Source organism: Micromonospora sp. NPDC049900 (genome assembly GCF_044461025.1).
Classification (GTDB): Bacteria; Actinomycetota; Actinomycetes; order Mycobacteriales; family Micromonosporaceae; genus Micromonospora.
This window is the reverse complement of sequence record NZ_JBITKM010000006.1, coordinates 221,101-244,560: the sequence shown is the minus strand read 5'-3', so window position 1 is coordinate 244,560 and position 23,460 is coordinate 221,101. Positions and strand designations below refer to the sequence as shown.

Here is a 23,460-nt window from a genome sequence, read left to right as displayed (position 1 = left end):
TCGGTCGAGGGTTGGCAGGGGTCCCCTGCTATGCCGTAGGCGTTAGCGGGGGACCCTTCCTTGCACCGAGGCGGGCGCGGGTGTGGATCCAGCGTACGGTCGCGTCGCGTCGCCACCGGCGTACGGCGTTGCGGTCCTGCCGCAGCGACCGGTACTCGACGCCGGCCCGCAGGACGCCCTCGCGCAGGCGCAGCAGGGCCGGATGAGGTGGTACGGCGGGCCAGACGGCGTCGACGGGATAGCCCAGTTCGGCCATGACCGGCCCGGCGGCGGCCTCCACCAGGCCGACCTCGGCGGGTGCCAGTCGGCTGCGCCAGGTGCCGACGCTGCTGGTGGTCACCGGTCGGCCGGCGTTGCGCCAGGACTCCGAGAGGCTGGCCAGGGCCCGGGCCGTCGGGGTGCGGTCGTGGGCGAAGATCGCTGGTTCCGGTGACTCCCCCAACCAGGCGCAGAGCTGCGTGATCATGTCTCGGGGCTGCCGCACCAGGTCCTCGTAGCGCAGCAGGTGGACCGTGTCCGGGCCGTGGCGGGCCAGCGCGGCGGCGGCCGAGGTCTGCTGCCGGGCCCAGAGCTGCCCGGTGAGGTAGGGGTGGCAGTGTCCGAACACCGCCCGGCGGGCGGAGGCGGCCACGTCCCGGGGATCGCGGACCAGCCAGACGAACCGGGCCGCCGGGTACTCGGCCAGCACGTCGGCGACGTGGTCGACCATGAAGGTGCTCTTGCAGCCCCAGCGGGCCTTCCCCTCCGCCTCGCGGTACTGCTCGTAGAGTTCGGCGACCACGCCGAAGAGGGTGGGGCTCGCCCGGGCCACCGCCAGGTCGGCATCGACGCGGTGCGGCCACGGGGAGATGTGCCGGTCGAGCAGGAGGCAGGCGTCGTGGACGAGCCGTCGACGGTTGTCCTCGTCGGTGAGGTCGCCGTAGCAGTGGGCCACCGGGGCCAGGTAGCGCATGAAGTGCGGCGGGTGTGGGACGGCGATGCGGGAGTGTGCGTTCAGCACCAGGCGGAGCAGGTTCGAGCCGGAGCGTTCGGTGCCGATGATCAGTACCGGGCTCCGGGTGCGTCCGCTCCGCCCGGTGCCGTCCGTGGTCACGCCGCGCCGGCGGTGACCAGTCCTCCGGTCACCTTCTTCGCGCCGCAGGCCATCAGGCTGCTTCCGGCGGCGGCCACCTCCGGCGTGGCCACCTGGTCCAGGGTGAACCGCTCCGAGCCGGGGACCAGCGGCGCGCCCGCGGAGCTGGCCTGCGCCCGCCAGCCCGAGCCGGCGTACGAGGTCGAGCGGGTCAGCCCGTCGTCGGGGTTGGGGTGGAAGTGGGTGAAGTTCTCGGGCCAGTGCTGGAAGTCCATCACCGGGCCGGGCTGGTAGGCGTCGTAGACGCGCTTGTAGGCGTCGCGGCACGCCTGCTCGGAGAGTCCACTGACGTTGAGGAACTCGTCCTCGTGCAGGGCCTGCTCGATGGAGAGCCAGTTGACGTGGTCCAGTTCGCTGCGCATCAGGCCGGACTGGAGCGCCTGCTGGTAGACGGTGGTGCCGGGCATCGCGGAGAGGTACTTGACCCGGGTGACGTGGTTGTACGTCTCGGCGAACTCGACCATGTGGTTGAGCGACTCCTCGCTCTCGTTGGGCAGGCCGACGATGAGCAGGGCACCGAACCGTACGCCGCCGTCGAACGTGGTCCGCATGGCCCGGACGGTGATGTTCTCCGAGTTGCCCTTGCGGGCCTCGCGCAGCACTTCGGAGCCGAGGGACTCGACGCCGTAGAGGATGATGTCGGCACCCGCGTCACGCATCGCGTCGATCCGCGGCTTGTCCATGTCGGCACACCGGGTCAGACAGGTCCACCGCAGGTCGTGGTCCTTGATGACGTCGCAGATCTCGATGGTCTGTCGACGGTGGGAGCTGAACGTCAGGTCGACGAAGAAGCTGAACTCGATGCCGTAGCGGCTCTTGAGCCAGGCCAGGTCGGCGTCCATCTTCTCCGGCGACTTGGCACGCACCTGCGGGGTGGTGCGGTAGCAGAAGGAGCAGTCCATCTTGCAGCCACGGCTGTAGGAGGAGATGATCTGCGGCTGTAGGCCCATCGGGCTCTGCGCCTGGGGCCAGAGTTCCAGGCGCATCCGGGGCAGCGCGTCGAGGTCCATCATCTGTCCGCGCGGCGGCGTGCGCTTCACGACGCCTTCCGGGCTGCGGTAGAGGATGCCGCGGATGGTGGGCAGGTCCTGTGCCCAGCGGCCGGCGGCGTAGCTCTCCATCAGGTCGAGGATGGTGATCTCACCCTCGCTGATCACCGCGATGTCGCAGGCGGTGTGCTCCATGAACAGGTTGGGCACCGAGGTGACGAGCGAGCCGCCGCAGATGATGGGGATCTCGGGGGCGTTGTCCCGGACCATGGCCATCAGCTCGTTGCAGAACGGGAAGTTGTCCTCGAAGGTGCAGATGCCCAGGACGTCGGTCTGACCGATGATCTGGTCGTAGGCGGCCTGGAGAGGGTTGGGCGTGTACCGGACGTCGACGATCCGGACCGGGTAGCCGGCGTTGTGCAGGACGGTGGAGATGTAGGAGGCCCCCTCGTAGGGGGACGTCAGGAAGAACTCCCAACCACGCGGCATGGTGAACGGTGAGGGGCCGACGACCAGCGTGAACCGGGGCAGGGTGGGGTCGGTGGGGACCGGCGTCTTGTCCTGTTCCCGCATCTGTTCCTGGTAGCGGTGGTCGACGGAGTTCGTGGCGTTGGCGTACAGCTCGGGAGCGAGGGATAGCACACGAGGCATGACTGAGACCTTCCTGTCGTCGCCGCCGGGCCGTCCGGTCGGGACACCCGGCGATTGAGGACAACTATATCGAGCTTTGTCGATCTAGCGACGTCTCGTCGTCGGTCCGGTCGGTCTCACCGGCCACCGGGTAGACGCCCGGGTCGTCGAGGGGGACCTTCAGCCAGGAGATCATCTGTCGCACCTGGTGGTACGCGGCCAGCCGCCGGGCGTCGTCGTCCGTGGCCTCCGCCTCGGCGATCGGCTGCCACAGTCGCCGCACCATGACCGGGCCGATCTCCAGCAGTCCCTCGCTGCCACCGGTCGCCCAGCGCGCCAGCACGTAGCGGGCGAGTACGCCGACCGGGATACCGAGGTTGCGGGACATCCCGCGCAGGGTCACCAGCGGGTCCAGCATGCCGTACCGCATGACCTCGTCGCGGAAGTTGGCGTGCGGGTCGTCCTCCGGCCAGGTGGCGTGCCAGCGCTCCAGGCGGATCAGCGGCTCCTCGGCCGGATCCCCGCCGACGTTCTGTTCCGACGCTGATGTGGTCATCTCGCCTCCCACGTCGCTGCTCCCGTGCTCAGTCCGTCAGTCCGCCCGGTGCAGGATGCCCGTCATACAGCCCAGGGCCCCGGCGGCCCGGACGTGCTGGTCGACACCGACCTCGGTGACGGTCACCCCGACGGCCTCCAGGCGACGGCGGATGCCCGGCGCTCCGGTCGGCATCAGGGCCCGTCGGGGACCCAGCGCCACCAGGTTCATCCCCCGTCGCCGCAGCAGCTCGTCGTCCGGCGCGAACTCCACCGCACGGACGTCCCGGGAACGCAGCAGCGCCCGCAGATCGTCGGTCGCGGCGGCGGTGTGCACCGCCGCCAACCGCTCGTCGAGGAACGTCACCGCGCCGAGGAGGTGCTGGACACCCGGACCGAGCCGGACGGTGACCACCTGCACGCCCTGGTCGGCCAGGACGCGGCGGAGGCACTCCGCCCCGGTGGCGCTGGTGCGGAACCCCACCCCGACCATCACCGTGTCGCGGTCCAGCCACAGCGCGTCCGCGCCCTCCAACGTGGCGGTGCCCGTCACCGTGGCCAGCAGCGGGTATCCGGCGGCGGCCAACGCGGCGGCGGCGTGCCGTTCCTCGCCCGCCCGTTGCGCGGCGGCCGTCCGGCCCACCACCACTCCGGCCGGGGTGGCGACGAACAGGTCGCGGGTGAAGACGAAGTTCGGTGGCGTGTCCGCCGCCGGGCGGGCCAGCACCACCTCCACGCCCGCGTCGGTGAACGCCGCGGCGACCGCCTCGGTCTCCGCGCGCATGGCGCCGAGGTCCACCCGCGCGGTCATCAGCGCGGTGGCCGGATCGGTGATCCGGGCCAGACTCTCCGGCGGCCAGCCGAGCAGCACCGCCCGCAGCGGCGCGGACTCCGACCGGTAGCCGCAGCGGGCCCAGAGCCGACCGGCCGCCACCTCCTGCTCGTGGCTGGTCGGCCGGGGCGACCAGCCGGCACCACCGAGGGTGCTGGGGCGCGGTGGCGCCGTGGTCTCAGATCCAGGATTCGTCGTCGTCATATCCGAGCTCCTCGGCCAGTCGCCGCTCCGGTCCGCCGATCGCCGCGCGGACCAGCTCCGCCCGTCGCCGCCACCGGCCGGGCTGCGGCGGCGCGGTGGCGACCACCGGGTCGCGCAGTCCGTCGGCCGCGATCGTGCGGAGCGGTCCGTCCATCGGCACCCCGAGCCAGTCGGTGATCCGGGTCAGCACGCCCGCCCGGCTCTGCGGTGTGCGCACCAGGTCCTCGAACCGCACGCGCAGGTAGGGCAGTCGCAGCGCGGCGGCGTCGTCGAGGATCGCCCGGTGGCAGGAGCGCCACTGCAGGGCGCAGACGTCCGGCAGGGGCGCCCGGGTGTAGTCCTGCCAGCCCTGCGGCAGGTCGAACTTCCACCACCAGCGGTCCTCGGGGCGGTCCCGCCCGTAGCCGGCGATGTTCAGCGGCCGGTCCATCCGGTGGGCGTGGAAGCCGTGGTAGAGCCAGCCGTCGTAGAGGCCGTTAATGGATCCGGCCGGGTTGCGGGTCAGGTGCAGGACGCGAATCCGGGCGTTCGGGAACAGTGCGCGCAGGAAGCCCAGCCGGTAGGCGTTGCTCGGGGTCTTGATCACCAGCGGGCGGGTGGCGAGGTCGTGTGCGGTGGCGTAGCGCCAGCCCACGGTGAGCACGAAGGGCGGTTCCTCCACCAGCAGGTCACCGGGCGCACCCCGTACGTCCTGGCGCCACGGCGGCCCGGCGAGGTGCGGCGGCATGTCGTAGTAGCCGGTGCGGACGGACACACCGCGCACGGCGAGAGCGGCGTGCAGTCGGGCGTGGAAACGGGCCGCGTGCGACAGGCGGGCGGGGTCGAAGTCGGGCTGCGACCACAGCTCGGCCAGCACCCGACGGGCCGTGTCGAGCCAGTCGGCCAGGTCGATCTCGATCGTCGGCCACTGGATGGTGAACCGCCAGGCCGCGTCCAGGAGGAACTGTTCCGGCCCGACGCTCGGGTCCGGTCGGCCGACGTCCAGCGACAGTTCCTCGTCGAAGACCCGGCGGCGGGCGGGCGGCAGGGCGGCCAGGTGCGCGGCGTCGAGCTGGTCGGAGCCGGTCCCGCTGTTCGGCGGCACCAGGCCGGCCAACCGCAGGTACGGGTTGAACTCCGCGCGCAGGTGCAGCAACGAGGGCGTACGGCGCAGCATCTCGGCGAGCATGCTGGATCCACTGCGTGAGCTGGAGGCGAGCACCACCAGGTCCCGGACCCGGCCGGTGAAGTCCCGCACCACGGGCCGCCGCAGCGCGCGCAGTTCGGTCAGCCGGTCCGCCAGGTGGGCGTTGCCGGCGAGCCCGGGCGCGGTGCCGGTCAACACACCGGTTTCCGTACCGAGTACACGCACCAGCGCCACTGGTCGCGTACCGATCCGTCGGCGGCGACCTCGAACGGGTGCACCGCCCGCACCTGGGCCGGAGCGTCGTAGAACAGCCGGTAGATCTCCTGGCGGGCCGCAGGGGTCGTCTCGTGGGTGTCGATCCACTTGTCGATCGACTCCCAGAGCAGGTACTCCTCCATCGCCAGGTCGGTGAAGCCGGCGCCCAGCAACAGCCGCCGGAAGTCCGGCTCCCGGAACATCTGGAACAGCAGCGGCTGCTTCTTCTTGAAGATCCGGAACATCCAGTACGCGTCCTCGTCGGCGTACGGGACGATCTGGCCGACGATGAACTGCCCGCCCGGCTTGAGCACCCGGAAGACCTCCGACACCGGCTTCTCCGGGTTCGGCAGCAGGTGCAGGACCTCGCGGTTGACGACCAGGTCGAAGCTGGCGTCCGGGAAGGGCAGGTCGTAGACGGTGCCCTGGTGGACCTTGTCGAGCCGGGTGGAGGCGAGCGCCACCATCTCCGGGGTGATGTCCAGACCGATCATCTCGCCGACGCGGCCCCGGAAGGCGTTGCCGACCACCCCGCTGCCGCAGCAGACGTCGAGCATCCGGGCGTCCGGGGCGACGTCGCACAGCGCCGCGTGCTGGGCCAGCAGACCCTCGTCGGTGAGCCAGGAGCAGGAGTCGTGCCAGTTGCGCGAGCGGATGCCGAACTGGCGCTGGTAGACGGCGTAGTCGACCTCGATCCGGCGACGCCGGACCTGCGCGGTGCGGCTGGCCAGCCGGGCGGCGAGCCGGGCGCGGGCGGAGTCGAGCGTACGTTTGACCAGCCGCTGCCCCAGGTCGTCGTCGAGCGCCAACTGTCGGGTCAGCTCGGCTGACACGGCGGCACGGACGAATCCGGCGACCTCGCTGCTCTGCAACCGCTTCTTCGTCTGTCCGTCGAAGCGGGGGCTGCGCATCCGCACCGCCACGACCGCAGCCAGTCCTTCGAGGATGTCGACCGTGGTGATCCGTTCCCCCGCGGTCGGGTCGAGCAGGCCGCGGCTGGTCGCGTACTCGTTGATCACCTCGGCCAGCGCGGCGCGCAACCCGTCCACGTGGGTGCCGTGGTGGTCGGTCCGGACGGTGTTGACGAAGCTCTGGATGTCCTCGGTGTAGCCCTCGGTCCAGCAGAAGGCGGCGTCGAGCGCCAGGTCGTCGGTCTCGTGGCGGACGGCCAGCGGATCCGGGTGCACCCACACCGCATCGCGGTGCCGGTGTCGGAGGAACCCGCCGACGCCGGACTGGTAGCTGAGCCGGATGTCCTCGCCGGTGCGCTCGTCGCGCAGCCGCAGGGTCAGCGCGGGGTGCAGGAAGGCGACCTCCTCCAGCCGGCTGCGGATCAGGGCGGCCGAGAACTGCGCGGTCTCCAGGACCGTCTCGTCGGGGAGGAAACGGATCCGGGTGCCGGTGCGGTCGGACGCGCCGACCCGTGCGAGGTCGCCGGTCGGCACTCCCCGCGCGTAGGTCTGCCGATGGTGGGCACCGTCGCGCCAGACGTCCAGTTCCAGCCGTTCGGACAGGGCGTTGACGCAGGAGAGTCCGACGCCGTGCAAGCCGGCCGAGGTGCGGTAGGAACCGGCCTCGAACTTGCCGCCGGAGTGCAGGGTGGTCAGCAGCACCTCGGCCGCCGGGCGGTGCTGCTCCGGGTGCGGGTCGACGGGGATGCCCCGACCGTCGTCGCCGACCGAGCAGGAGCCGTCGCGGTGCAGGACGACCTCGACGTCGCGGCAGTGTCCGGCCTCCGCCTCGTCCACCGCGTTGTCGACCAGCTCGCTGACCAGGTGGTGCCAGCCGGACACACCGACCGAACCGATGTACATCGACGGGTGTCGGCGTACGCCGTCGAGGCCGGAGAGGACCATGATCGTGCTGGCGTCGTACCTGTCGGCGGGTACCGGAGGCGGCGTCGGGGCGGCCTGCGTGGACTCCATCGGCTGGCTCACTTCCTGATCGGCGGTCTGCGGGCCGGTGGTCATCCGGTGACCGGCTCGCCGAGCGGCGCGGCCGGTACGCCGCGCAGCGCCTCGTGGGCGGCGCCCAGCTTGGCCAGGTGCGCGTGCTTGAGGGCGCGCAGCGTCTCCAGCCAGCTCGCGACGTCGGCCAGTCCCTCCTCGTGGGCCCGCTGCACCAGCGCGGGGTAGCGGACGGTCGCGGCCTCCATCTCGCTGCTCAGCGCGGCGGCGAGGTTGAGATCGGTGTCGCCCAGCGGTCGTCCGGTGGCCGGGTCGGCCACCGCCTGTAGGAAGTCGAGATGCCCGTGTGCCACACAGGCCGCGCTCTCGGCGAGTTCGGTGAACAGCCGAGCGGAGTCCAGCGAGCCCTCGATCTCGGACACCTGGGCGAAGTACTGCAGACGCAGGACGGTCGATGCTTCGGCGATGAACGCCGCGCGGATCTCGTCGAACAATTCCTCGGTGAGGGCACTCATTATTTCGTTCCACTCCCCCGAATGTTTGAGAGTATTGCCGACCGGAGCGGAAACCGCCGGATTCGGATTCGGAGTTCAATTGGTCGAGAGGGTGCGGGATCGGCGATCCCGAATAGTCGTCTAACGCTGGCCAGGCGTATCGCCACCTGGCTCACCAGGCCCGGTGGTTCGAACTATAGACGCGTCGACCATCACCCGTCTAGAGTCCAACGTCAATGTCAGTGAGCCTTCGGCAGGGCCGCTCGGGAGCGTTGCGCCGGTTCCGCAACGCCGCCCCGCCCGACCGCCCGGCGGCCCCACGCCGGCACGGCCGGTCCCGAATTGTGGAAACGACAGGGGGAACAGTGACAATTAGCGATCAGGACGTCGTCGACCACTTCACGGCACGGGCCCAGGGCTACGACCGCTCCAGCGCCTGGTGCACGGACACCGAACTCGGCCGCCTCGTACTGGACCTGACCACGCCACGGCCGGAGCACGCGGTGCTCGACGTGGCCTGCGGCACCGGCCTGGTCTCCCGGCTGTTCAGCGGACGGGTGTCGCGACTGGTCGGCGTCGACGTGACCGCGGCCATGGCGGAGCAGGCCCGGCCGTCGCTGGACGACCTCGTCCTCGCACCCGCCGAGGATCTGCCCTTCCCCGACGACTCCTTCGACATCACGGTCTGTCGGCAGGGCATCCAGTTCATGGAGCTGCCGGCCGCGGTCGCCGAGATGACCCGGGTGACCCGACCGGGCGGCCGGGTCGTCCTGATCAACCTCTGCGCCTACGGCACCGACGACCGGGACGAGTACTTCGAGATCCTGCGGCTGCGCAACCCGGTACGTCGACACTTCTTCCTGCCGGGCGACCTCGCGGCACTGCTGCGCGAGGCGGGCTGCGGGGAGGTGGAGACCCGCAGGTACGTCTCGGTCGAGGACGTCGACGTCTGGTCGGACAACGGCGCCATCGACGAGGACGCCAGGGAGGCGATCCGCCGGGTGTACCGGTCCATGTCACCGGAGTTCCGCCGGTTGCACGCGGTGGAGCAGACCGACGGGCGGATCATCGACCGGATGCTCTTCGAGATCGCGGCGGGGTCTCCGGCCGGGGGCTGACGCACGGACGGTCCCCGGGCCGACGAGGGGCGTCCTCGTCGGCCCGGGGTGGCGTGCGCTCAGTCCACCACCGGCGGGACGGCGGGTGGGGCGACCGTCGGGGACACCAACGGGACGGGGTGGAACTCGTCCGGGTCGGTCGTCAGGTCGTACCAGTCGACGGCGCCGCCCTCGACCGGCTGCCAGATGGTCTTGCCACGGCCGTCGATGCGGACCGAGGCCAGCGCCCGCAGGTCCCGGTACTCGCTCGCCTCGCGCTTCTCCTCGGGGAAGTAGGTCTCCGAGTACGCGGGCCGCGACGTGCCGGTCAGATCCCGGAAGAACGACACCATGGACTCGCCGTCGCCGGGGGTCCCCGGCAGCCCCAGCAGATCCAGGACGGTGGGCATGATGTCGACCAGCCGCACCTGCTCGTGGAACTCCCGACCGGCCGGCACCCCCGGCCCGGAGAAGATCATCGGCACGTGCTGGGTGGCGTCGTGCAGCAGGCAGCCGTGCCCCTCCTCGTACGGATGCCCGCGCTCCCCCGCGTGGTCGTTGGAGTACCAGCCGCCGAGGTCCTCGCCGTGGTCGGAGAAGCAGACCACGAGCATCGAGTCGATGTCGTGTCCGGCGGCGGCCAACCGGTCGAGCAGCACCCCGAGATAGTGGTCGCTGTAGGCGACCTCGCCCTCGTAGGGGTTGTCGACGGCCACGCCGACGTCCTCCGGCGGCTCGTACGGCCAGTGCGCGTCGAAGAAGTGGGCGAAGAGGAAGAAGGGCGTGGTCTGTTCGGCCAGCCAGTCACCGGCCCGCTCGGCGACCATCGGCGCCCGCTTGAGGGCCAGCCCGCGCAGCTTCACGTCGCCCACCGCGAGAGGGTCCCGCCCGTCGGGCAGCAGCGGGATCTCGTCGTCGTAGAAGTCGAAGCCACGGTCGATGCCGTACCACTTGTTGAGACCGGGACAGGAGACGACGGCGCCGGTCCGGTAGCCGACCTCGCGCAGCCGTTCGGCCAGGGTGGGCACGTCGGCGCGCAGTTGTTCACGGAACAGGTGACGGACGCCGTGGTTCGGTGGTTGCAGCCCGGTGAAGACCGTGGCGTGGCTGACCGGAGTCAGTGGGCAGGACGACACGGCCTGGCGGAACGTGACGCCCCGGCGGCGGAGCCCCTCCACACCCGGGAACCTCCCGGAGTACGCGACGTCGGCGCGGACGGTGTCGAGCGAGACGAAAAGGACACTGGGCCGGTCCACGAGAACCCCCTCGCTGCTACGGGCAGTCGGGAGATCGTACCTGATCGATGCGTTCATTGACGACCACGGAAGTGCGCCGACGGCGACACGTTGACGGTGATCATCGTTGGCGTTATGTTCGTCGCCATCGGCTTAGGGGGGCGCAATGCGGTCGTGCATCCTGATGTGGAAATACCCGCAGATGGTGGTCCTCACGGCCGTCACTGCCGCCCTGTACGCGACCGCGTACATCGCGTTGTCGCCGTTCAGCATCGATCTGGTGCCGGGCGTGCTCAGCTTCTCGATCCGCACCATCTTCCCGATGGTTTTCGGAATCCTGTTCGGCCCGGCGGGAGCCTGGGGCCTCGGCATCGGAAACATTGTCGGTGACCTGTTCACCGGCAGTCTCGCACTCGGCTCGGTATTCGGTTTCCTGTCGAACGCCCTGCTCGGCTACCTCGGTTTCACCCTCTGGTCCCGCTTCGGTCCACGCCCGGCGCCGTACGACGCCGACACCGAGGACGCGCCGGCCGGTGACCGGGTCCGCCCGGTGCTGACCTACCTGGCCATCGGTGTCGTCGCGGCGGCGGCGAGCGCGGTCGTGCTCGCCTGGGGCCTGGACCTGCTCGGCTTCGTGCCGTTCCGGGTCGTCGCGGTCACCCTGGCCGCCAACTTCGTGATCGGCAACTGGGTCGGCGGTCTGCTGTACCTCCTCCTGCACCGACGGGTGCGCGCGATGGGCGTGACCTGGGACGAGATCATGGATCTCGACCAGCCACCGGGCCGAGGGCCACGCGCGCTGCTGGGCACGGCGCTCGTCGCGGTCGGCGGCATCGCCGGTTGGCTCGTCGGCCTCCAGCTCGGCGGTTCCGACCTGCTCACCCCGGTCGTGGGCGTCGCCTTCGTGGCGGTGCTCCTCGGCTCGTTCCTCCTCTGACGGGACGATGTCCCTCTCGTTGACCGCGAAGCACCTGGGCTTCACCTATCGGCGGTCCTCCACCGCGGCGTTGACCGGGGTGGACCTGCACCTGCCACCTGAGCAGTTCACCGCGCTGCTGGGCGCGGCCGGTGCCGGGAAGTCCACCCTCGCCATGGCGCTGACCGGCCTGATCCCGCGCAGTGTCCGGGGGCGTCGGGAGGGCACGGTGCACCTCGACGACCGGGATCTCACCGAGCTGACCGCCGCCGAGGTGGCGCGGCACATCGGCATCGTCTTCCAGGACTTCGAGAGTCAACTCTTCGCGACCAGCGTGACCCTGGAGCTCGCGTTCGGGCTGGAGAACCTCGCGGTCGCAACGGCCGAGATGCGTCAGCGGGTCGAGGACCACCTGCGCCTGCTCCGGCTCACCGAGCTACGCGACCGCGAACCGGCCACGCTCTCCGGTGGTCAGAAGCAGCGGCTGGCACTGGCCGCCGCTCTGGCCCTCGAACCGGAGATCCTGATCCTGGACGAGCCGACCACCGATCTCGACGCGGCCAGTCGCGTCGAGGTGATCCGCGCGGCGCGCTGGTCGGGTGGCCGGCCCCGGACGCTCCTCCTGGTGGAACACGACACCGAGGCGGTGCTGGGTCCGCCCGGCGGGCCCGGCGCGGACCGGGTGGTGCTGCTGGAGGGCGGCCGGGTGGTGGTGGACGGTCCGGCCGACACCGTCCTGCGGGACCCCGCGCTGCTTCGCCGGCACGGGGTCCGGCCGCCACAGGTCGCCGACGTCTGCGACCGGCTCGGGCTGCCCGAGATCGCTCTCACCGTGGCCGAGGCGGTGCCGCTGATCGGGCCGCTGCGCCCCTCGGCGGGGCCGACCCGGGCGCGTGCGGAGCCCGGACCGGCCGTGGTCAGCGCGCGGCACCTCGACCACGAGTATCCCGACGGTCGGACGCTGGCCCTGCGTGACGTGTCGGTGGACATCCGAGAGGGACAGTTCACCGCCGTCATGGGACGTAACGGATCCGGCAAGACGACCCTGGCCAAGGTCCTCAGTGGGTTGCTCGTGCCCGATTCGGGGCAGGTAGACGTGTTGGGCAGGGATCTGCGGGGCCTGCCCCGGGCCGAGGTGGCCCGCCAGGTGGGCTACGTGTTCCAGAATCCCGACCATCAGCTCTTCTCGGCGACCGTGGCGGACGAGATCGCCTTCGGTCCGCGCAACTTCGGCCTGCCGGACGACGAGGTGCACGACCGGGTGGAGGCCGCGCTGGCCGACGTCGGTCTGACCGAGCTGCGCCGGACCGACCCGTTCCTGCTGCGCAAGGGCGACCGGCAGCGCCTGGCCGTGGCGGCGGTGCTGGCCATGGGTCCTCGGGTGATCGTGCTGGACGAGCCGACCACCGGCCTCGACGAACGGCAGCAGCAGTCGGTCATGCGGCTGCTGCGCCGCCTCAACCGGGCCGACCTGACCGTGGTCATGGTCACCCACCACGCCAACCTCGTCGCCGAGTACGCCGACCGGGTCGTCGTGATGACCGACGGGCGTATCGTCCTCGACGGGCCGCCCGAGGTGGTGTTCCGGCGTCGCGACGTGCTCGCCGCCGCGTCGGTGCTGCCGCCACCCGTGCTCGACCTCGCCGACGAACTGCGGGTGGACGCGCTCACGGTCGACGAACTCGCCGCCGCCGTCCGAGTGGGCGGGTGAGACGTGTACAAGAGCCTCTATCTCAACCGTTCGTCGCCGGTGCACGCCCTCGATCCACGGGCCAAGCTGCTGGGCCTGCTCGCCCTGGCCGGACTGCCGTTCGCGTTCAACGACCCCCGCTACGTGGCGGCGGTCGGGTTGCTCGTGCTGGGGCTGTCCGCCGTCGCCGGCTGCCTGGGCAACCTGCGCCGATTCCGCAACGTCTACCTGCTGGTGTTCGTGGTCAACGTCGTCCTGTGGCAGTTCACCATCGACGGCGCCACCACGCTGTTCGAGCTGGGTCCGGTCACCGTCACCCGGGAGGCGCTGCTGTACGGCGTCGCCGCGGCGCTGCGTTTCGTCGTCGTCCTGATGGTCGGCACCCTCTTCGTCTCGTGCACCAGCACCGAGGACGTCACCGTCGGGCTGGTGCACCTGCGCCTGCCGTACACCGTGGCGTTCGTGGTCTCCACCACGCTGCGCCTGGTGCCGGCGTTCGTCACCGCCACCGGCACCGTCATCGAGGCGCAGACGGCGCGGGGTTTCGTGGCGGACAGTCGCAACCCGGTACGCCGGGTCCGTCAGCTCCTGCCCGTGGTGGTGCCGTTGATCGTCTACGCGCTGCGGCACGGGTCGATGATGTCGCTGGCGATGGAGGCCCGGGGGTTCACGGTGCGGGGCAGCCGGACCAGCTACCGCACCCCGGTGATGACCGCCCGGGACATCGCCGTGTTGGGCGGGCTGGCGATCATCCTGGTCGGTGCGATACACCTTCGACTGTCCGGTTACGGCGTGGTGCTGCCCGGACGGCTGTGACGCACCGGGGCGACCGGGAGGGAGCACGAATGACGCCTCGCCTGATCGCCACCGACGTGGACGGGACCCTGCTGCGCCCGGACGAGACGGTCTCCGCCCGCACCGGTCGTACGCTCGCCGCGGTGGCCCGCTCGGGCACGCCGTTGGCTCTGGTCACCGGTCGTCCGCCGCGCTGGCTGCGGCCGGTGCTGGCGGAGACGGCGCACCGTGGGCCGGTGGTCTGCGCGAACGGGGCGATGCTCTACGACGTACCGACGCAGCGGGTGTTGCGGTCGTACCCGATGGAGGTGGCGTGCCTGCGGGCGGTCGCCGAGAACATCCGGCGGATCCTGCCCGACGCGGCCTTCGCGGCCGAGTACGGTGACGCCTTCGTCCACGAGCCCGGGTACCGGCCCCGGTGGGACATCGGTCTGCCCGAGGTGAGCATCGTGGACCTGACCGTGGTGCTCGCGCGCCCGGCGGTGAAGCTCCTGGTGCGGCACACCGAGCTCGGGGCGGACGCGATGTTCGAGCTGGTGCGGCCGGCGGTCGGGGACCTCGCGGTGGTGACCCACGGTTCGGGTGACGCCCGGATGGAGATCTCCGCGGTGGGTGTCACCAAGGCCACCGCGCTGGCCGCTCTCGCCGAGGAACTCGGCGTCGACCGGTCGGAGGTGATCGCCTTCGGTGACATGCCGAACGACCTGCCGATGATGGAGTGGGCCGGGCGGTCCTTCGCGGTCGCGAACGCACATCCCGAGGTCCGGGCGGTCGCCGACGAGGTGGTCGGTGCCAACAGCGAGGACGGTGTGGCCGGCGTGCTGGAGCGGTGGTGGCCGGCCGACGCGCCGCCGCCGCTCAGTGGTCCGCGTTCCCGGTCCGCCGCCGCAGCCGCGCCAACTCTGCGGTACTGAAGCCGGAGAGCCGGCGGGCGTCGGCGTTGATCGGGTGTTTGTACGGCGTTCCGGCGTCGTTCTCCTCCAGGAGCCGGTACACCCGTTCCTCGGCCTCCTGGACGGCCTGTTCGCTGCCCAACAGGTGACGCAGCCAGCGGTTGCCGTTGGCCACGTGGGTCACCTCGTCGGCGGTGATGTACTCGAACACCATCGCGACGTGGTCCTCGCCGTCGGCCTTGAGCCGACGGTGCACGTTCTCCGCGCTGTCCAGCGCCGCGCCCTCGCCGATGCGCTGTTCGATGATGAGCCGTTCCGCGAGGTCGCGGCCGAGGACGAACTTGTCCCACACCTCGTACTGCACCGGCTGGTCGCCGGGGGCCAGCCCGCACTCGTGGGCCCGTTGCATGAACAGCTCGAAGTGGCGGGCCTCGTCGCGGATCTGCTTGGCGAGGTCGTAGCGCAGGCCCCACGGCGCCTCGGGGTGGTGTGCCAGGACCGCCGCACACACCTCGGTCGCGCACAGCTCGATGCGGTACGCCATGTCGTAGAGGATGGTGCCGTAGCGGCCCGGCCCGTCCGGGGGCACCGCCCGGCCCTCACGCAGGCCGGGATCGCGTCCCGGCCGCGTCGGGATCACCGGAAGCGGTGGGCAGGGGGTGTCCGTGCCGGATTCGCTCGGCAGCCGGGACAGGACCTCCTGCCGGAGGGCGGGCTCGTAGGGCAGCACGTCGATGCGGTGCAGCACGTCGGTGAGGCATTCGACGGTGCTCTCGTCGGCGGCGGTCAGCAGTCGGGAGCGGTGCGCGAACACCTGGTCGCGCAGGTCGGGGTAGCAGACCCCGACCAGCGCCGTCCGTTGCCGCTGCGGGTCGGGGATCCGGGTCACGCGGTCGAGCAGGCGTACCCGTGCGGTGTCCGGGACGACGCCGTCGGAGGTGCTGGTGCGCAGGGTGGCGATCCGTTCGTCGATGAGCTGGGCACCCTGGGCCAGCGCCCAGATCTCCCGCGACAGCGCCAGCTTCTGCGCGGTGTCGGGTATCCGGACCAGGACGCTCGCGGCGAGCCCCATGGTCTGCTCCATGGCGTCCCGGATCGTCGCCAGCGCCCGTCGGTTGTGGGTGAGGTCGAGTCCCGGTGGCACGAACTCCGGATCCAAGAGGGAACCTCCCCGAACGTCCGATCCCTGCCGGTCCGGCCGTGCGGCTACGCGACGCCGTGGGCCGTCCGCATCCCTCTGAGGGCGGATCCTACAGCGCTGCGCGGGGGCCGAGGCAAGAGCAATATATCCATGTCGGTAACTGTCGTGCCGCGTACGGACTTCGTCTACCATCGATCTTTGTCGCGGCGTTTCGGAGAGGATGTGACGAGGTGCTCACCGATGAGGAGCGCTTTCTGTTCGACCTGCGGGGCTTCGTGGTCCTCCGCGAGGTACTCGGCCCGGAGCAACTGGGCGAGGTCAATCGGATCATCGACGACCAGGAGCTTCCTCCGCCCGGTGACACGTTCGCCGACCAGATCTTCTCCGGCTTCCTGAGTTGGGGGCCGGCCTTCACCGACCTGCTCGACCACGAGCAGGTCTTCCCGATCGTGACCACGCTGCTGCCGCGGCCCCGGCTGGACCGCTACTACGGCATCCGGATGCGGGCCGGCACCACCGGCCTGCCGCTGCACGGTGGAGCGCTCGAGGCCGACGGCCAGTCGGAGTTCTACCACTTCCACCACGGCCAAATGGCCAACGGCGTGATCACGGTCAGTTGGGCGCTCACCGACATGCTGACCGGTCAGGGCGGCTTCGTGTGCATCCCGGGCAGCCACAAGAGCAACCATCCGCTGCCGAAGTCCTGGGACTACCGGGCCGAGGCGGTGCACCACGTGCCGATGGCCGCCGGTGACGTGCTGATCTTCAACGGGGCGATGGCGCACGGCACCCATCCCTGGCACGCCGACCACGAACGCCGGTCGGTGATGTTCAAGTACGCGCCGGGGCATCTCGCGTGGAGCAAGGTCTACCTGGATTGGGCGGCCGATCTGCGGCAGTCCCTGAGTCCCCGTCAGCAGGCGTTACTGGAGCCGCCGTACTGCTTGCCGCACCACGAGGACCCCACCGACCGCTTCGTGCGCTGACCCTCCGCTGCCGGTACGCCCGCCGTCCACCCGACGGGCGCACCACCGTCGAGAGGAACGCGATGACCGCACTGCTGCTGTCGGGGCTCGGCCCGGCCTTCCTGAACGAGTCAGTGCTGCGCGGCACACTGTTCGATCCGGACAGCGTGGACCGGCTCCGCACCGACTATTACCCCGACCTGACCCTGGCCGACCTGGGGTTCGAACGCGACGGCCGCCGACACCCGTTGCTGCGGCCGGCACACGGGCGGGGATCCAGTTCCCTGCGGATCGACGGGCTCGACGGGATCACCGCCGCGCCCGTTCCGCACCTGACCACGGCCACGTTGGAGTCCATCCTCGACGCCACCGCCACGGACTACGAGGCATTCGACCTGTCCGGGGTGTGGCGGGGCGACCGGGAGCCGGTCACACCGTCGTCCCGGGTGCACGTCGTGCTGCTGTCCACGACCTTCATCTGGGACCACCGCTCGATGTCCCGGGCGATCCGGTGGGCCGCGGACCGCTACCCCGGGGTGCCGATCGTGCTCGGCGGCCAGTACAGCAACCTCAAGTACCTGAAGATCATGGCGGCCCACCCGGAGGTCATGTGCGTGGTGCGCGGCGACGCGGAGGAGGCGTTGCCGCTGCTGCTGCGGGCCGTCGCGGGCGGCGGGGACTGGCGCGACGTGCCGAACCTGGTGGTACGCACCGACGACGGTCGCATCACGCACACCGACTTCCGGTACGTGGACATCGAGGCCCACCCCTCCCCCACCATGCGGGGGCGACGGCCGATCGTGCCGTACGAGTCGATGCGCGGCTGCCCCTTCAGTTGCAAGTTCTGCTCGTTTCCGGCCGCCTCGCCCAAGTGGCGGTACAAGTCGGCGAAGAAGATCGCCACCGACTGGGCCGGGTACGCCGAGGTCAACGGCGCCCGACACATCAGGGCCTCCGACTCCACCTTCACGGTGCCACCGACCCGCCTGCGGGAACTGTTCGACCTGCTGCCGGAGGTGGGCATCGGGTGGGAGGCGTTCGCCCGGGCCAACGCCATCCGGGACGCCGAGACGGTCGACCGGCTGCTCGCCGCGCACTGCCGGTGGTTGTCCATCGGTTTCGAGTCGATGAGCGACCGGACGCTGACGCTGATGAAGAAGCAGGTGACCGCCGCCGCCAACCGCCGTGCGTTCCAGTTGCTGTCCCGCAGCGACCTGGGTTACCGCTGCTCGTTCATCCTCGGCTACCCCGGGGAGACGCCGGACGACTTCGGCGAGACGGCCACGTTCCTGCGCGACGAGTACGCGGGCCACTTCACGCTGAGCATTTTCTCCCTTCAGGACGAGACGATGCCGGTCTGGGAGGACGCCGAGCGACTCGGCATCGAGGTCGACGACCCGGAGACTCCGGACTACTCCTGGCGGCACAACGGCATGGACATCCACCAGGCGCGACGGTTGTGGCGGCAGACGCTGGAGGAGGTGCGGTGGAACAGCGACACGGCGGTCCACCTGCTCTGGCAGAAGGACTACGAGACGCCGCTGATCCCCTGGCGTGACGCCCGGACGAACTTCCGGCTGGAGAAGCTGGTGGAACGCCTGGCCATGCTGCCCACCGCCGAACCGGACCCGCGCCGGGCCCGGCCGAGGATCGTGGGGCTCCTCGACGAGCTGGCGCGGGAGGGGGTGGCGGCGCACCCGGCCACGGCCGGGTGAGCCGCCACGGGACCGGTCAGATCGCGTACCCGAGTGACCGGAGCTGGGCGCGGATGTCGACGGTGGCGGGCACCGGCTCCGGGGTGCTCCGGGCCAGCGTGTAGGCGTCCAGCAGCGCCCGCAGGTCGCGGTCGTCGGCGGCGGGATCGACGTGCGGCACCAGATCGTCGTCGAACCGTTCCACCCAGACCGTCTCCACCTCGTCGATGCCGGCGTAGGACTTGCGATACCGGCGGGGTACCCGGACGAGGCGGTGCCGACCCTGGTAGGCGGCCTGCCCGACCAGGACGTGACGCAGCGGGCCCTGCGCTTCGCCGGCCCGCTGCCGTTCCTGGAAGGCGATGAACTCGCCGAGGTCGGAGGTGTACGCCTCGGCGAGGGCCTCCGCGTCGGGCGGTGGCCCACCGGTCCCCCGTGCCGCATCGGCCAGGCTACGACCGTCCAGGGCGTCGTCTGCGGCCGGGGACAGACCGGCGAGGTCGAGCACGGTGGGCACGATGTCGACCGTGCGGATGCGGTCCCGGTGCAGGCCGGCGGCGACACCGTCACCGACCATGACGACGGGCACCCGCAGCACCGCCTCGGCCATCGAGTTGAAGTGCCCGTTGGTGTGCTCGTCGAACTCCTCGCCGTGGTCGCTGAAGACGACCAGCAGCATGCGCCGGCCGGTGGCGGCGACGCGACGGGTGAGCCGGTCGAGGAAGGGCTCCAGCCGGGTGGTCAGGAAGTGCGCGACACCTTCCAGGTACAGCCGCATCAGCAGGTCGTACGCGCCGGTCTCGTAGAGGTGGCCGGCGGCCCGCTTGTAGCGGAACAGCAGTTCGGCGTCCTCCGGGTCGCGATGGCTCTCCACGAGCCGGTCGACGAACGCCGGCTTCTCCGCGGGCAGCATCGCCTCCAGTTCGTCGACCTTGTCGCGGAATGCCTGGCCGCCGTAGCGGAGGTTGTGGAAGCCGTAGGGGATGTGCACACCGCCGAAGTGGGCCAGCGCGACGCAGCCGTCGGAGGCGGCGACGGCGTCGACGAAGGCGTCGTCGTCCTCGTCGAGATAGACGTCGACGTCCCGGGTGAAGCCGAGTTCGGGGCCGAGGATGATCGGGAAGTCGACCTTCATGATGGTCTGTCTGCCCGCCCGCTTGCCGTGGGTGAAGATCGACGGTGCCCGCAGCCGACCGTTGTAGAACTCGTGCAGGCCGTTGTGCAGGGGGTAGCGCCCGGTGAGCAGCGCGCCGTGTGCGGCGGCGGTGTAGGGGGCCGCAGTGATCGTGTTCGGGAAGAACGCGCCGCGACCGACGAGGTCGTCGAGGACGGCGGTGGGTGGTGCCGACAGTTCCGGGAAGCGCCGACGCCAGAGGTTCAACGGGTTGGCGGCGATCGCGTCGCCGCGCAGCGTGTCGATTGAGACGAAGACGATGTGGTCGTACGGCTGCTCGCCCACGGTGCTCCGATCCTTCGGTCCGGCGTGCCGGGACTGGTCGACGGCATCGATCGATTCCACTATTATGATCCCGATGATCTCGATCTACAACGGTCGGCGACACCGGTGTCGAGGACCCCGATGCGCGTCCTGGTGACCGGAGCGGCCGGTTTCATCGGCAGCCATCTGGTGGAACGCCTGCTCGCCCGTGGCGACGAGGTACGCGGCGTCGACTGCCTCACCTCCGGCTACCCACCCGCGACGAAGCTGGCCAACCTGGCCGCGGTCCGGCACCATCCCCGGTTCGACCTGGAGACCGTCGACCTCTCCGGCACACCGACCGCTCCCCTGCTGGACGGGGTGGACGTGGTCTTCCACCTGGCCGGTCAACCCGGTGTGCGGACCTCCTGGGGCGACGGGTTCGGCGACTACGTGACGCACAACGTGCTCGTCACCCAGCGCGTGCTGGAGGCCGCCGCCGCGACCGACCCGGCTCCACGGGTCGTGATGGCCTCCAGTTCCTCCGTGTACGGCGAGGGGCACCGATGGCCCACCCCGGAGGACGCACCGGCACGACCGGTCAGCCCGTACGGCGTCACCAAGCTCGCCGCAGAGCACCTGTGCCGGGTCTACGCCGACCTGCGCCGGGTGCCCACCGTGGTGCTGCGCTACTTCACCGTGTACGGGCCCCGGCAGCGCCCGGACATGGCGTTGCACCGGATGTTCGCCGCCCTGGCCACGGGCCGGGCGTTCCCGGTCTACGGCAGCGGCGGGCAACTGCGCGACTTCACCTACGTGGACGACGTGGTGTCCGCGACGCTGGCCGCCGGAACGCGTCCGGTGCCGCCCGGCAGCGTGCTGAACGTGGCCGGTGGGTCGGCGCGGTCCCTGACCGACCTGATCGCGCTCGTCGAGGAGGTGACCGGCCGCTCCGTGCCGGTACGCGACGGCGGGGCGCCCCCGGGTGACGTGTCCCGCACCGGCGGGTGCATCGACCGGGCACGGGAGTTGTTGGGCTGGACGCCCCGGGTCGGGCTGCGCGACGGGGTGCGGGCCCAGGCGGAATGGCACCTGCGTGCCGACTGAGCCGGTCGGCGTCATCGCCGACCTGCACGGGCACTCCCGGCTCTCGGACGGCTGGAACCGTCCCGCCGAGCTGGTCACCGTGCAGGCCCGCGCCGGTGTGGCACTGGTGTCGCTGACCGATCACGACACGCTGACCGGCACCGTCGCCGCAGCGGCCCGGGCCGCCGAACTCGGCGTGTCCTACGTGGTCGGTGTGGAGATCACGGCAGCCCCGGTACGGCACGACAACCACCTGCTGGCGCACGGCGTACGCGCCGACGACGCCGACCTGGCCGCGCTGCTGGCGACCAACCGGCGGATCTGGCGACGGGACGCGCTGGCCGCCCGCGCGGCGTTGCGCGAGGCCGGGTTGACGGTGCCGGACAGCGCCGCGTACGACGACACCGACGCCCTCGTCATGCCGCACAGTGTGGCGCGCGACGTGATCCGGACCGGTCGGGCGACCCACCCGCAGGTCTGGCAGGTCATCAACGACGCGTTGGCCCGACAACCACCCGAGACGTACGCGGGGATGCCGGAGCCGGTGGAGATCGCCGAGGTGGTGCACCACGCGGGTGGGCTGCTGGTGTGGGCGCACCCGGGGCGCTCCCGCAGCCCGGAGCGGATGCGGGCGGTGCTGCCGCTGCTCGACGCGATCGAGGTGCACACGCCCCGGCACGACGAACGCGCCACCGCCGAGTGGGCGGCGCTCTGCGCCGAGACCGGCATCCCCGCCTGCACCGGGCGCGACCACCACGGCTACCCGCGGTACCAGCCGCCTCCGGTGCCGTTGGACCCGCGTTACCTGGAGCGGCTGGCGGATCGGGTCGTCCGGCCGGACGACCCGATCCGGACGCCGGGGTCAGCCGCTGGTGTCGACGGTCGACGCGACCAGGGTGGAGCGGCGTAGCTTGCCGGTGTCGGTGTGCGGGATCGCGTCCCGGAACTCGTAGGTCAACGGCATCTTCGCGGTGGAGAGCAGAAGCTGGCAGTGCCGCCGCAGGTCCGCCTTGGCCGGTGGCGCGTCCGCGACCGCCGGGACCACCACGGCGTGCACCGCCTGCCCGAGGACGGCGTGCGGGCGGGCGGCGACGGCCACGTCCGCGACCCCGGGGTGTTGGCGCAGCACCTCCTCCACCTCGGCCGGGTAGACCTTCACCCCGCCGACGTTGATCATCTCGGCGCGCCGACCGACGATGTGCAGGTAGCCCTCCTCGTCGAGGAAGCCGGCGTCGCCGAGGCTCATGAAGCCGTCGCGCTCGGGCAGGGCCGGCCCGTCGCCGAGATAGCTGGGCTGCCGGGTGAAGCGGGAGCGCAGGTACACCTCCCCCACCTCGCCCGCCGCCGCGACGCCACCGTCCTCGCGGTACACCCGTACCTCGCAGTCCACCGGTCGCCCGACGCTGCCCGGGTGCCGCAGCCACTCGTCACCCCGGATCCACAACGCGCCGATGCGCTCCTGGCTGGAGTACCCCTCATAGAGGGTCTCCGGAGCGAACACCTCCATCCAGGCGCGCTTGAGCTCCGGCGGGGCACCCGCCGAACTCTGGTGCACGCAGGTCACCGAGGAGACGTCGACCTCGCGCAGGGCCGGTACGGCCAGCAGCCGACGCATCAGACTGGGCACGATGATGAAGTAGTTGACCCGGTACCGCTCGATCAGCTCGGGGATCCGGGCCGGCACCACCTGCGGCACCAGCACCACGGTGTGGCCGAGCGCCAGGCCGTGGTAGAGCTTGGTGAACCCCGCGTGGTGCAGCGGGATCATGGCGAGCTGGACCTGCCCGACGTCCAGACCCACCGCCCGGTCACCGGCCGACGGGAAGTCCTCGGCGGCGTACACCCAGTCGGGCCGGCGCAGGATGATCCGGGGGCGTCCGGTGCTGCCGCCGGTGGCGTGCGCGGAGCGGGGTGTGCCGGCGGGGAACGCCGCGCAGTCGACCGGCGGTGCCGTCCACAGCTCCGCCGCCGGCACGGTGGTCACCGCGTCGTGCGGTGCGGTGGCCACGACGACGGCCGGGTGGGCCGTGTCGAGCAGGACGGCGAACTCCCGTTCGGTCGACTCGGGGTCCAGGGGCAACACCGTGGCGCTCAACTTCCAGGCGGCCAGGGTGGCCACCACATGGTCCAGTCCCATCGGCAGGCGTACCGCGACGAGCACGCCCGGGCCCACCCCGGCGGCTGCCAGTCGACCGGCCGCCGCGTCACTGGTCCGGTCCAGTTCGCCCCAGGTCAGCGAGCGGGTCCCGACGGCGTCCGGCAGAATGACCGCTGGTCGCTCGGGATGCCGGGCGGCCAGCTCCCTGATCCGGTCGCCGATGCGGATCGTCGGGGCCGTCGTTGACAGCTTCTCGGAATGGATCATAAGGTCAATCATATCGAGAACTGTCTTTCGCGAAGACCTCCGAACCCGGTGCGAGCCGCCCCC

Annotated in this window: 20 protein-coding genes; 9 read left to right on the top strand and 11 right to left on the bottom strand. The window is 71.1% G+C overall.

Features of this window, described 5'->3' with window-relative positions:
• Nucleotides 1–28: 28 nt before the first annotated feature.
• The 7 genes from ACIBMZ_RS16605 to ACIBMZ_RS16575 form a co-directional block, all read right to left on the bottom strand.
• The gene (locus tag ACIBMZ_RS16605; protein ID WP_396694549.1) at nucleotides 29–1,093 is read right to left on the bottom strand and encodes a sulfotransferase family protein; all 1,065 of its coding nucleotides are present in this window, start codon (nucleotides 1,091–1,093) and stop codon (nucleotides 29–31) included.
• Nucleotides 1,090–2,772: a B12-binding domain-containing radical SAM protein gene (locus tag ACIBMZ_RS16600; RefSeq protein WP_396694547.1), complete on the bottom strand. Its 1,683-nt coding sequence runs from the start codon at nucleotides 2,770–2,772 to the stop codon at nucleotides 1,090–1,092. Before ACIBMZ_RS16600 ends, ACIBMZ_RS16605 begins: the two co-directional genes overlap by 4 nt.
• A gap of 64 nt (nucleotides 2,773–2,836) precedes the next feature.
• The gene (locus ACIBMZ_RS16595) at nucleotides 2,837–3,307 is read right to left on the bottom strand and encodes a DUF6027 family protein (RefSeq protein ID WP_396694545.1); all 471 of its coding nucleotides are present in this window, start codon (nucleotides 3,305–3,307) and stop codon (nucleotides 2,837–2,839) included.
• Nucleotides 3,308–3,343: 36 nt separating this feature from the next.
• Nucleotides 3,344–4,321 (bottom strand): dimethylarginine dimethylaminohydrolase family protein, encoded by a 978-nt coding sequence (locus ACIBMZ_RS16590; RefSeq protein ID WP_396694543.1) that lies wholly within the window; start codon nucleotides 4,319–4,321, stop codon nucleotides 3,344–3,346.
• Nucleotides 4,296–5,645: a sulfotransferase gene (locus tag ACIBMZ_RS16585; RefSeq protein ID WP_396694541.1), complete on the bottom strand. Its 1,350-nt coding sequence runs from the start codon at nucleotides 5,643–5,645 to the stop codon at nucleotides 4,296–4,298. The genes ACIBMZ_RS16590 and ACIBMZ_RS16585 overlap by 26 nt, the downstream gene beginning before the upstream one ends.
• Nucleotides 5,639–7,672: a methyltransferase domain-containing protein gene (locus ACIBMZ_RS16580; RefSeq protein WP_396694539.1), complete on the bottom strand. Its 2,034-nt coding sequence runs from the start codon at nucleotides 7,670–7,672 to the stop codon at nucleotides 5,639–5,641. Before ACIBMZ_RS16580 ends, ACIBMZ_RS16585 begins: the two co-directional genes overlap by 7 nt.
• Nucleotides 7,669–8,124: a hypothetical protein gene (locus ACIBMZ_RS16575; protein ID WP_396694537.1), complete on the bottom strand. Its 456-nt coding sequence runs from the start codon at nucleotides 8,122–8,124 to the stop codon at nucleotides 7,669–7,671. The genes ACIBMZ_RS16580 and ACIBMZ_RS16575 overlap by 4 nt, the downstream gene beginning before the upstream one ends.
• Nucleotides 8,125–8,468: 344 nt before the next feature.
• Here ACIBMZ_RS16575 and ACIBMZ_RS16570 point away from each other — a divergent pair, with 344 nt between their 5' ends.
• Nucleotides 8,469–9,221, top strand: coding sequence for a class I SAM-dependent methyltransferase (locus ACIBMZ_RS16570; protein ID WP_396694534.1), 753 nt, complete (start codon nucleotides 8,469–8,471; stop codon nucleotides 9,219–9,221).
• Between the two features lie 59 nt (nucleotides 9,222–9,280).
• On the opposite strand, the gene ACIBMZ_RS16565 is transcribed toward ACIBMZ_RS16570, so the two are convergent.
• Entirely contained in the window at nucleotides 9,281–10,456 is a 1,176-nt protein-coding gene (locus tag ACIBMZ_RS16565; protein WP_396694532.1) for a sulfatase, read from the bottom strand.
• 181 nt (nucleotides 10,457–10,637) lie between these two features.
• Between ACIBMZ_RS16565 and ACIBMZ_RS16560 the strand changes: the two genes are divergently transcribed.
• From ACIBMZ_RS16560 to ACIBMZ_RS16545, 4 genes are read left to right on the top strand one after another with little or no spacing between them, the layout of a single operon-like run.
• Nucleotides 10,638–11,372, top strand: a complete 735-nt coding sequence (locus ACIBMZ_RS16560) for a QueT transporter family protein (RefSeq protein ID WP_396694530.1) — start codon at nucleotides 10,638–10,640, stop codon at nucleotides 11,370–11,372.
• Nucleotides 11,373–11,391: 19 nt separating this feature from the next.
• Nucleotides 11,392–13,062: an ABC transporter ATP-binding protein gene (locus ACIBMZ_RS16555; protein ID WP_396694528.1), complete on the top strand. Its 1,671-nt coding sequence runs from the start codon at nucleotides 11,392–11,394 to the stop codon at nucleotides 13,060–13,062.
• 3 nt (nucleotides 13,063–13,065) lie between these two features.
• Nucleotides 13,066–13,857 carry an energy-coupling factor transporter transmembrane component T family protein gene (locus ACIBMZ_RS16550; protein ID WP_396694525.1) on the top strand — a complete coding sequence of 264 codons (792 nt, stop codon included), beginning with the start codon at nucleotides 13,066–13,068 and terminating at the stop codon, nucleotides 13,855–13,857.
• Between the two features lie 29 nt (nucleotides 13,858–13,886).
• Nucleotides 13,887–14,750, top strand: coding sequence for an HAD family hydrolase (locus ACIBMZ_RS16545; protein WP_396694523.1), 864 nt, complete (start codon nucleotides 13,887–13,889; stop codon nucleotides 14,748–14,750).
• Here the strand turns inward: ACIBMZ_RS16545 and ACIBMZ_RS16540 are convergent.
• On the bottom strand, nucleotides 14,695–15,888 hold the full coding sequence (locus ACIBMZ_RS16540; protein WP_396694521.1) for a DUF455 family protein: 1,194 nt from the start codon (nucleotides 15,886–15,888) through the stop codon (nucleotides 14,695–14,697). The two genes, ACIBMZ_RS16545 and ACIBMZ_RS16540, sit on opposite strands and share 56 nt — an antisense overlap.
• A 212-nt stretch (nucleotides 15,889–16,100) precedes the next feature.
• Between ACIBMZ_RS16540 and ACIBMZ_RS16535 the strand changes: the two genes are divergently transcribed.
• Nucleotides 16,101–16,856 carry a phytanoyl-CoA dioxygenase family protein gene (locus tag ACIBMZ_RS16535; protein ID WP_396694519.1) on the top strand — a complete coding sequence of 252 codons (756 nt, stop codon included), beginning with the start codon at nucleotides 16,101–16,103 and terminating at the stop codon, nucleotides 16,854–16,856.
• 62 nt (nucleotides 16,857–16,918) lie between these two features.
• The gene (locus tag ACIBMZ_RS16530; RefSeq protein WP_396694517.1) at nucleotides 16,919–18,550 is read left to right on the top strand and encodes a B12-binding domain-containing radical SAM protein; all 1,632 of its coding nucleotides are present in this window, start codon (nucleotides 16,919–16,921) and stop codon (nucleotides 18,548–18,550) included.
• A 16-nt stretch (nucleotides 18,551–18,566) separates the two neighbouring features.
• Here the strand turns inward: ACIBMZ_RS16530 and ACIBMZ_RS16525 are convergent, their stop codons facing one another.
• Nucleotides 18,567–20,048: a sulfatase-like hydrolase/transferase gene (locus ACIBMZ_RS16525; RefSeq protein WP_396694514.1), complete on the bottom strand. Its 1,482-nt coding sequence runs from the start codon at nucleotides 20,046–20,048 to the stop codon at nucleotides 18,567–18,569.
• A 60-nt stretch (nucleotides 20,049–20,108) separates the two neighbouring features.
• On the opposite strand from ACIBMZ_RS16525, the gene ACIBMZ_RS16520 reads away from it, so the two are divergent.
• Nucleotides 20,109–21,053 (top strand): NAD-dependent epimerase/dehydratase family protein, encoded by a 945-nt coding sequence (locus ACIBMZ_RS16520; RefSeq protein WP_396694512.1) that lies wholly within the window; start codon nucleotides 20,109–20,111, stop codon nucleotides 21,051–21,053.
• Nucleotides 21,043–21,942: a PHP domain-containing protein gene (locus ACIBMZ_RS16515; RefSeq protein ID WP_396694510.1), complete on the top strand. Its 900-nt coding sequence runs from the start codon at nucleotides 21,043–21,045 to the stop codon at nucleotides 21,940–21,942. Before ACIBMZ_RS16520 ends, ACIBMZ_RS16515 begins: the two co-directional genes overlap by 11 nt.
• Here the strand turns inward: ACIBMZ_RS16515 and ACIBMZ_RS16510 are convergent.
• Complete coding sequence (locus tag ACIBMZ_RS16510) at nucleotides 21,895–23,397, bottom strand: class I adenylate-forming enzyme family protein (protein ID WP_396694508.1); 1,503 nt, start codon at nucleotides 23,395–23,397, stop codon at nucleotides 21,895–21,897. The genes ACIBMZ_RS16515 and ACIBMZ_RS16510 overlap by 48 nt on opposite strands.
• Nucleotides 23,398–23,460 lie beyond the last annotated feature (63 nt).

Coding starts and splice junctions, on each gene's coding strand:
- ACIBMZ_RS16600 (WP_396694547.1), bottom strand. CDS start 2,772: ATGCCTCGTGTGCTATCCCTCGCTCCCGAGCTGTACGCCAACGCCACG.
- ACIBMZ_RS16595 (WP_396694545.1), bottom strand. CDS start 3,307: ATGACCACATCAGCGTCGGAACAGAACGTCGGCGGGGATCCGGCCGAG.
- ACIBMZ_RS16590 (WP_396694543.1), bottom strand. CDS start 4,321: ATGACGACGACGAATCCTGGATCTGAGACCACGGCGCCACCGCGCCCC.
- ACIBMZ_RS16580 (WP_396694539.1), bottom strand. CDS start 7,672: ATGACCACCGGCCCGCAGACCGCCGATCAGGAAGTGAGCCAGCCGATG.
- ACIBMZ_RS16575 (WP_396694537.1), bottom strand. CDS start 8,124: ATGAGTGCCCTCACCGAGGAATTGTTCGACGAGATCCGCGCGGCGTTC.
- ACIBMZ_RS16560 (WP_396694530.1), top strand. CDS start 10,638: ATGGTGGTCCTCACGGCCGTCACTGCCGCCCTGTACGCGACCGCGTAC.
- ACIBMZ_RS16545 (WP_396694523.1), top strand. CDS start 13,887: ATGACGCCTCGCCTGATCGCCACCGACGTGGACGGGACCCTGCTGCGC.
- ACIBMZ_RS16530 (WP_396694517.1), top strand. CDS start 16,919: ATGACCGCACTGCTGCTGTCGGGGCTCGGCCCGGCCTTCCTGAACGAG.
- ACIBMZ_RS16520 (WP_396694512.1), top strand. CDS start 20,109: ATGCGCGTCCTGGTGACCGGAGCGGCCGGTTTCATCGGCAGCCATCTG.
- ACIBMZ_RS16510 (WP_396694508.1), bottom strand. CDS start 23,397: ATGATCCATTCCGAGAAGCTGTCAACGACGGCCCCGACGATCCGCATC.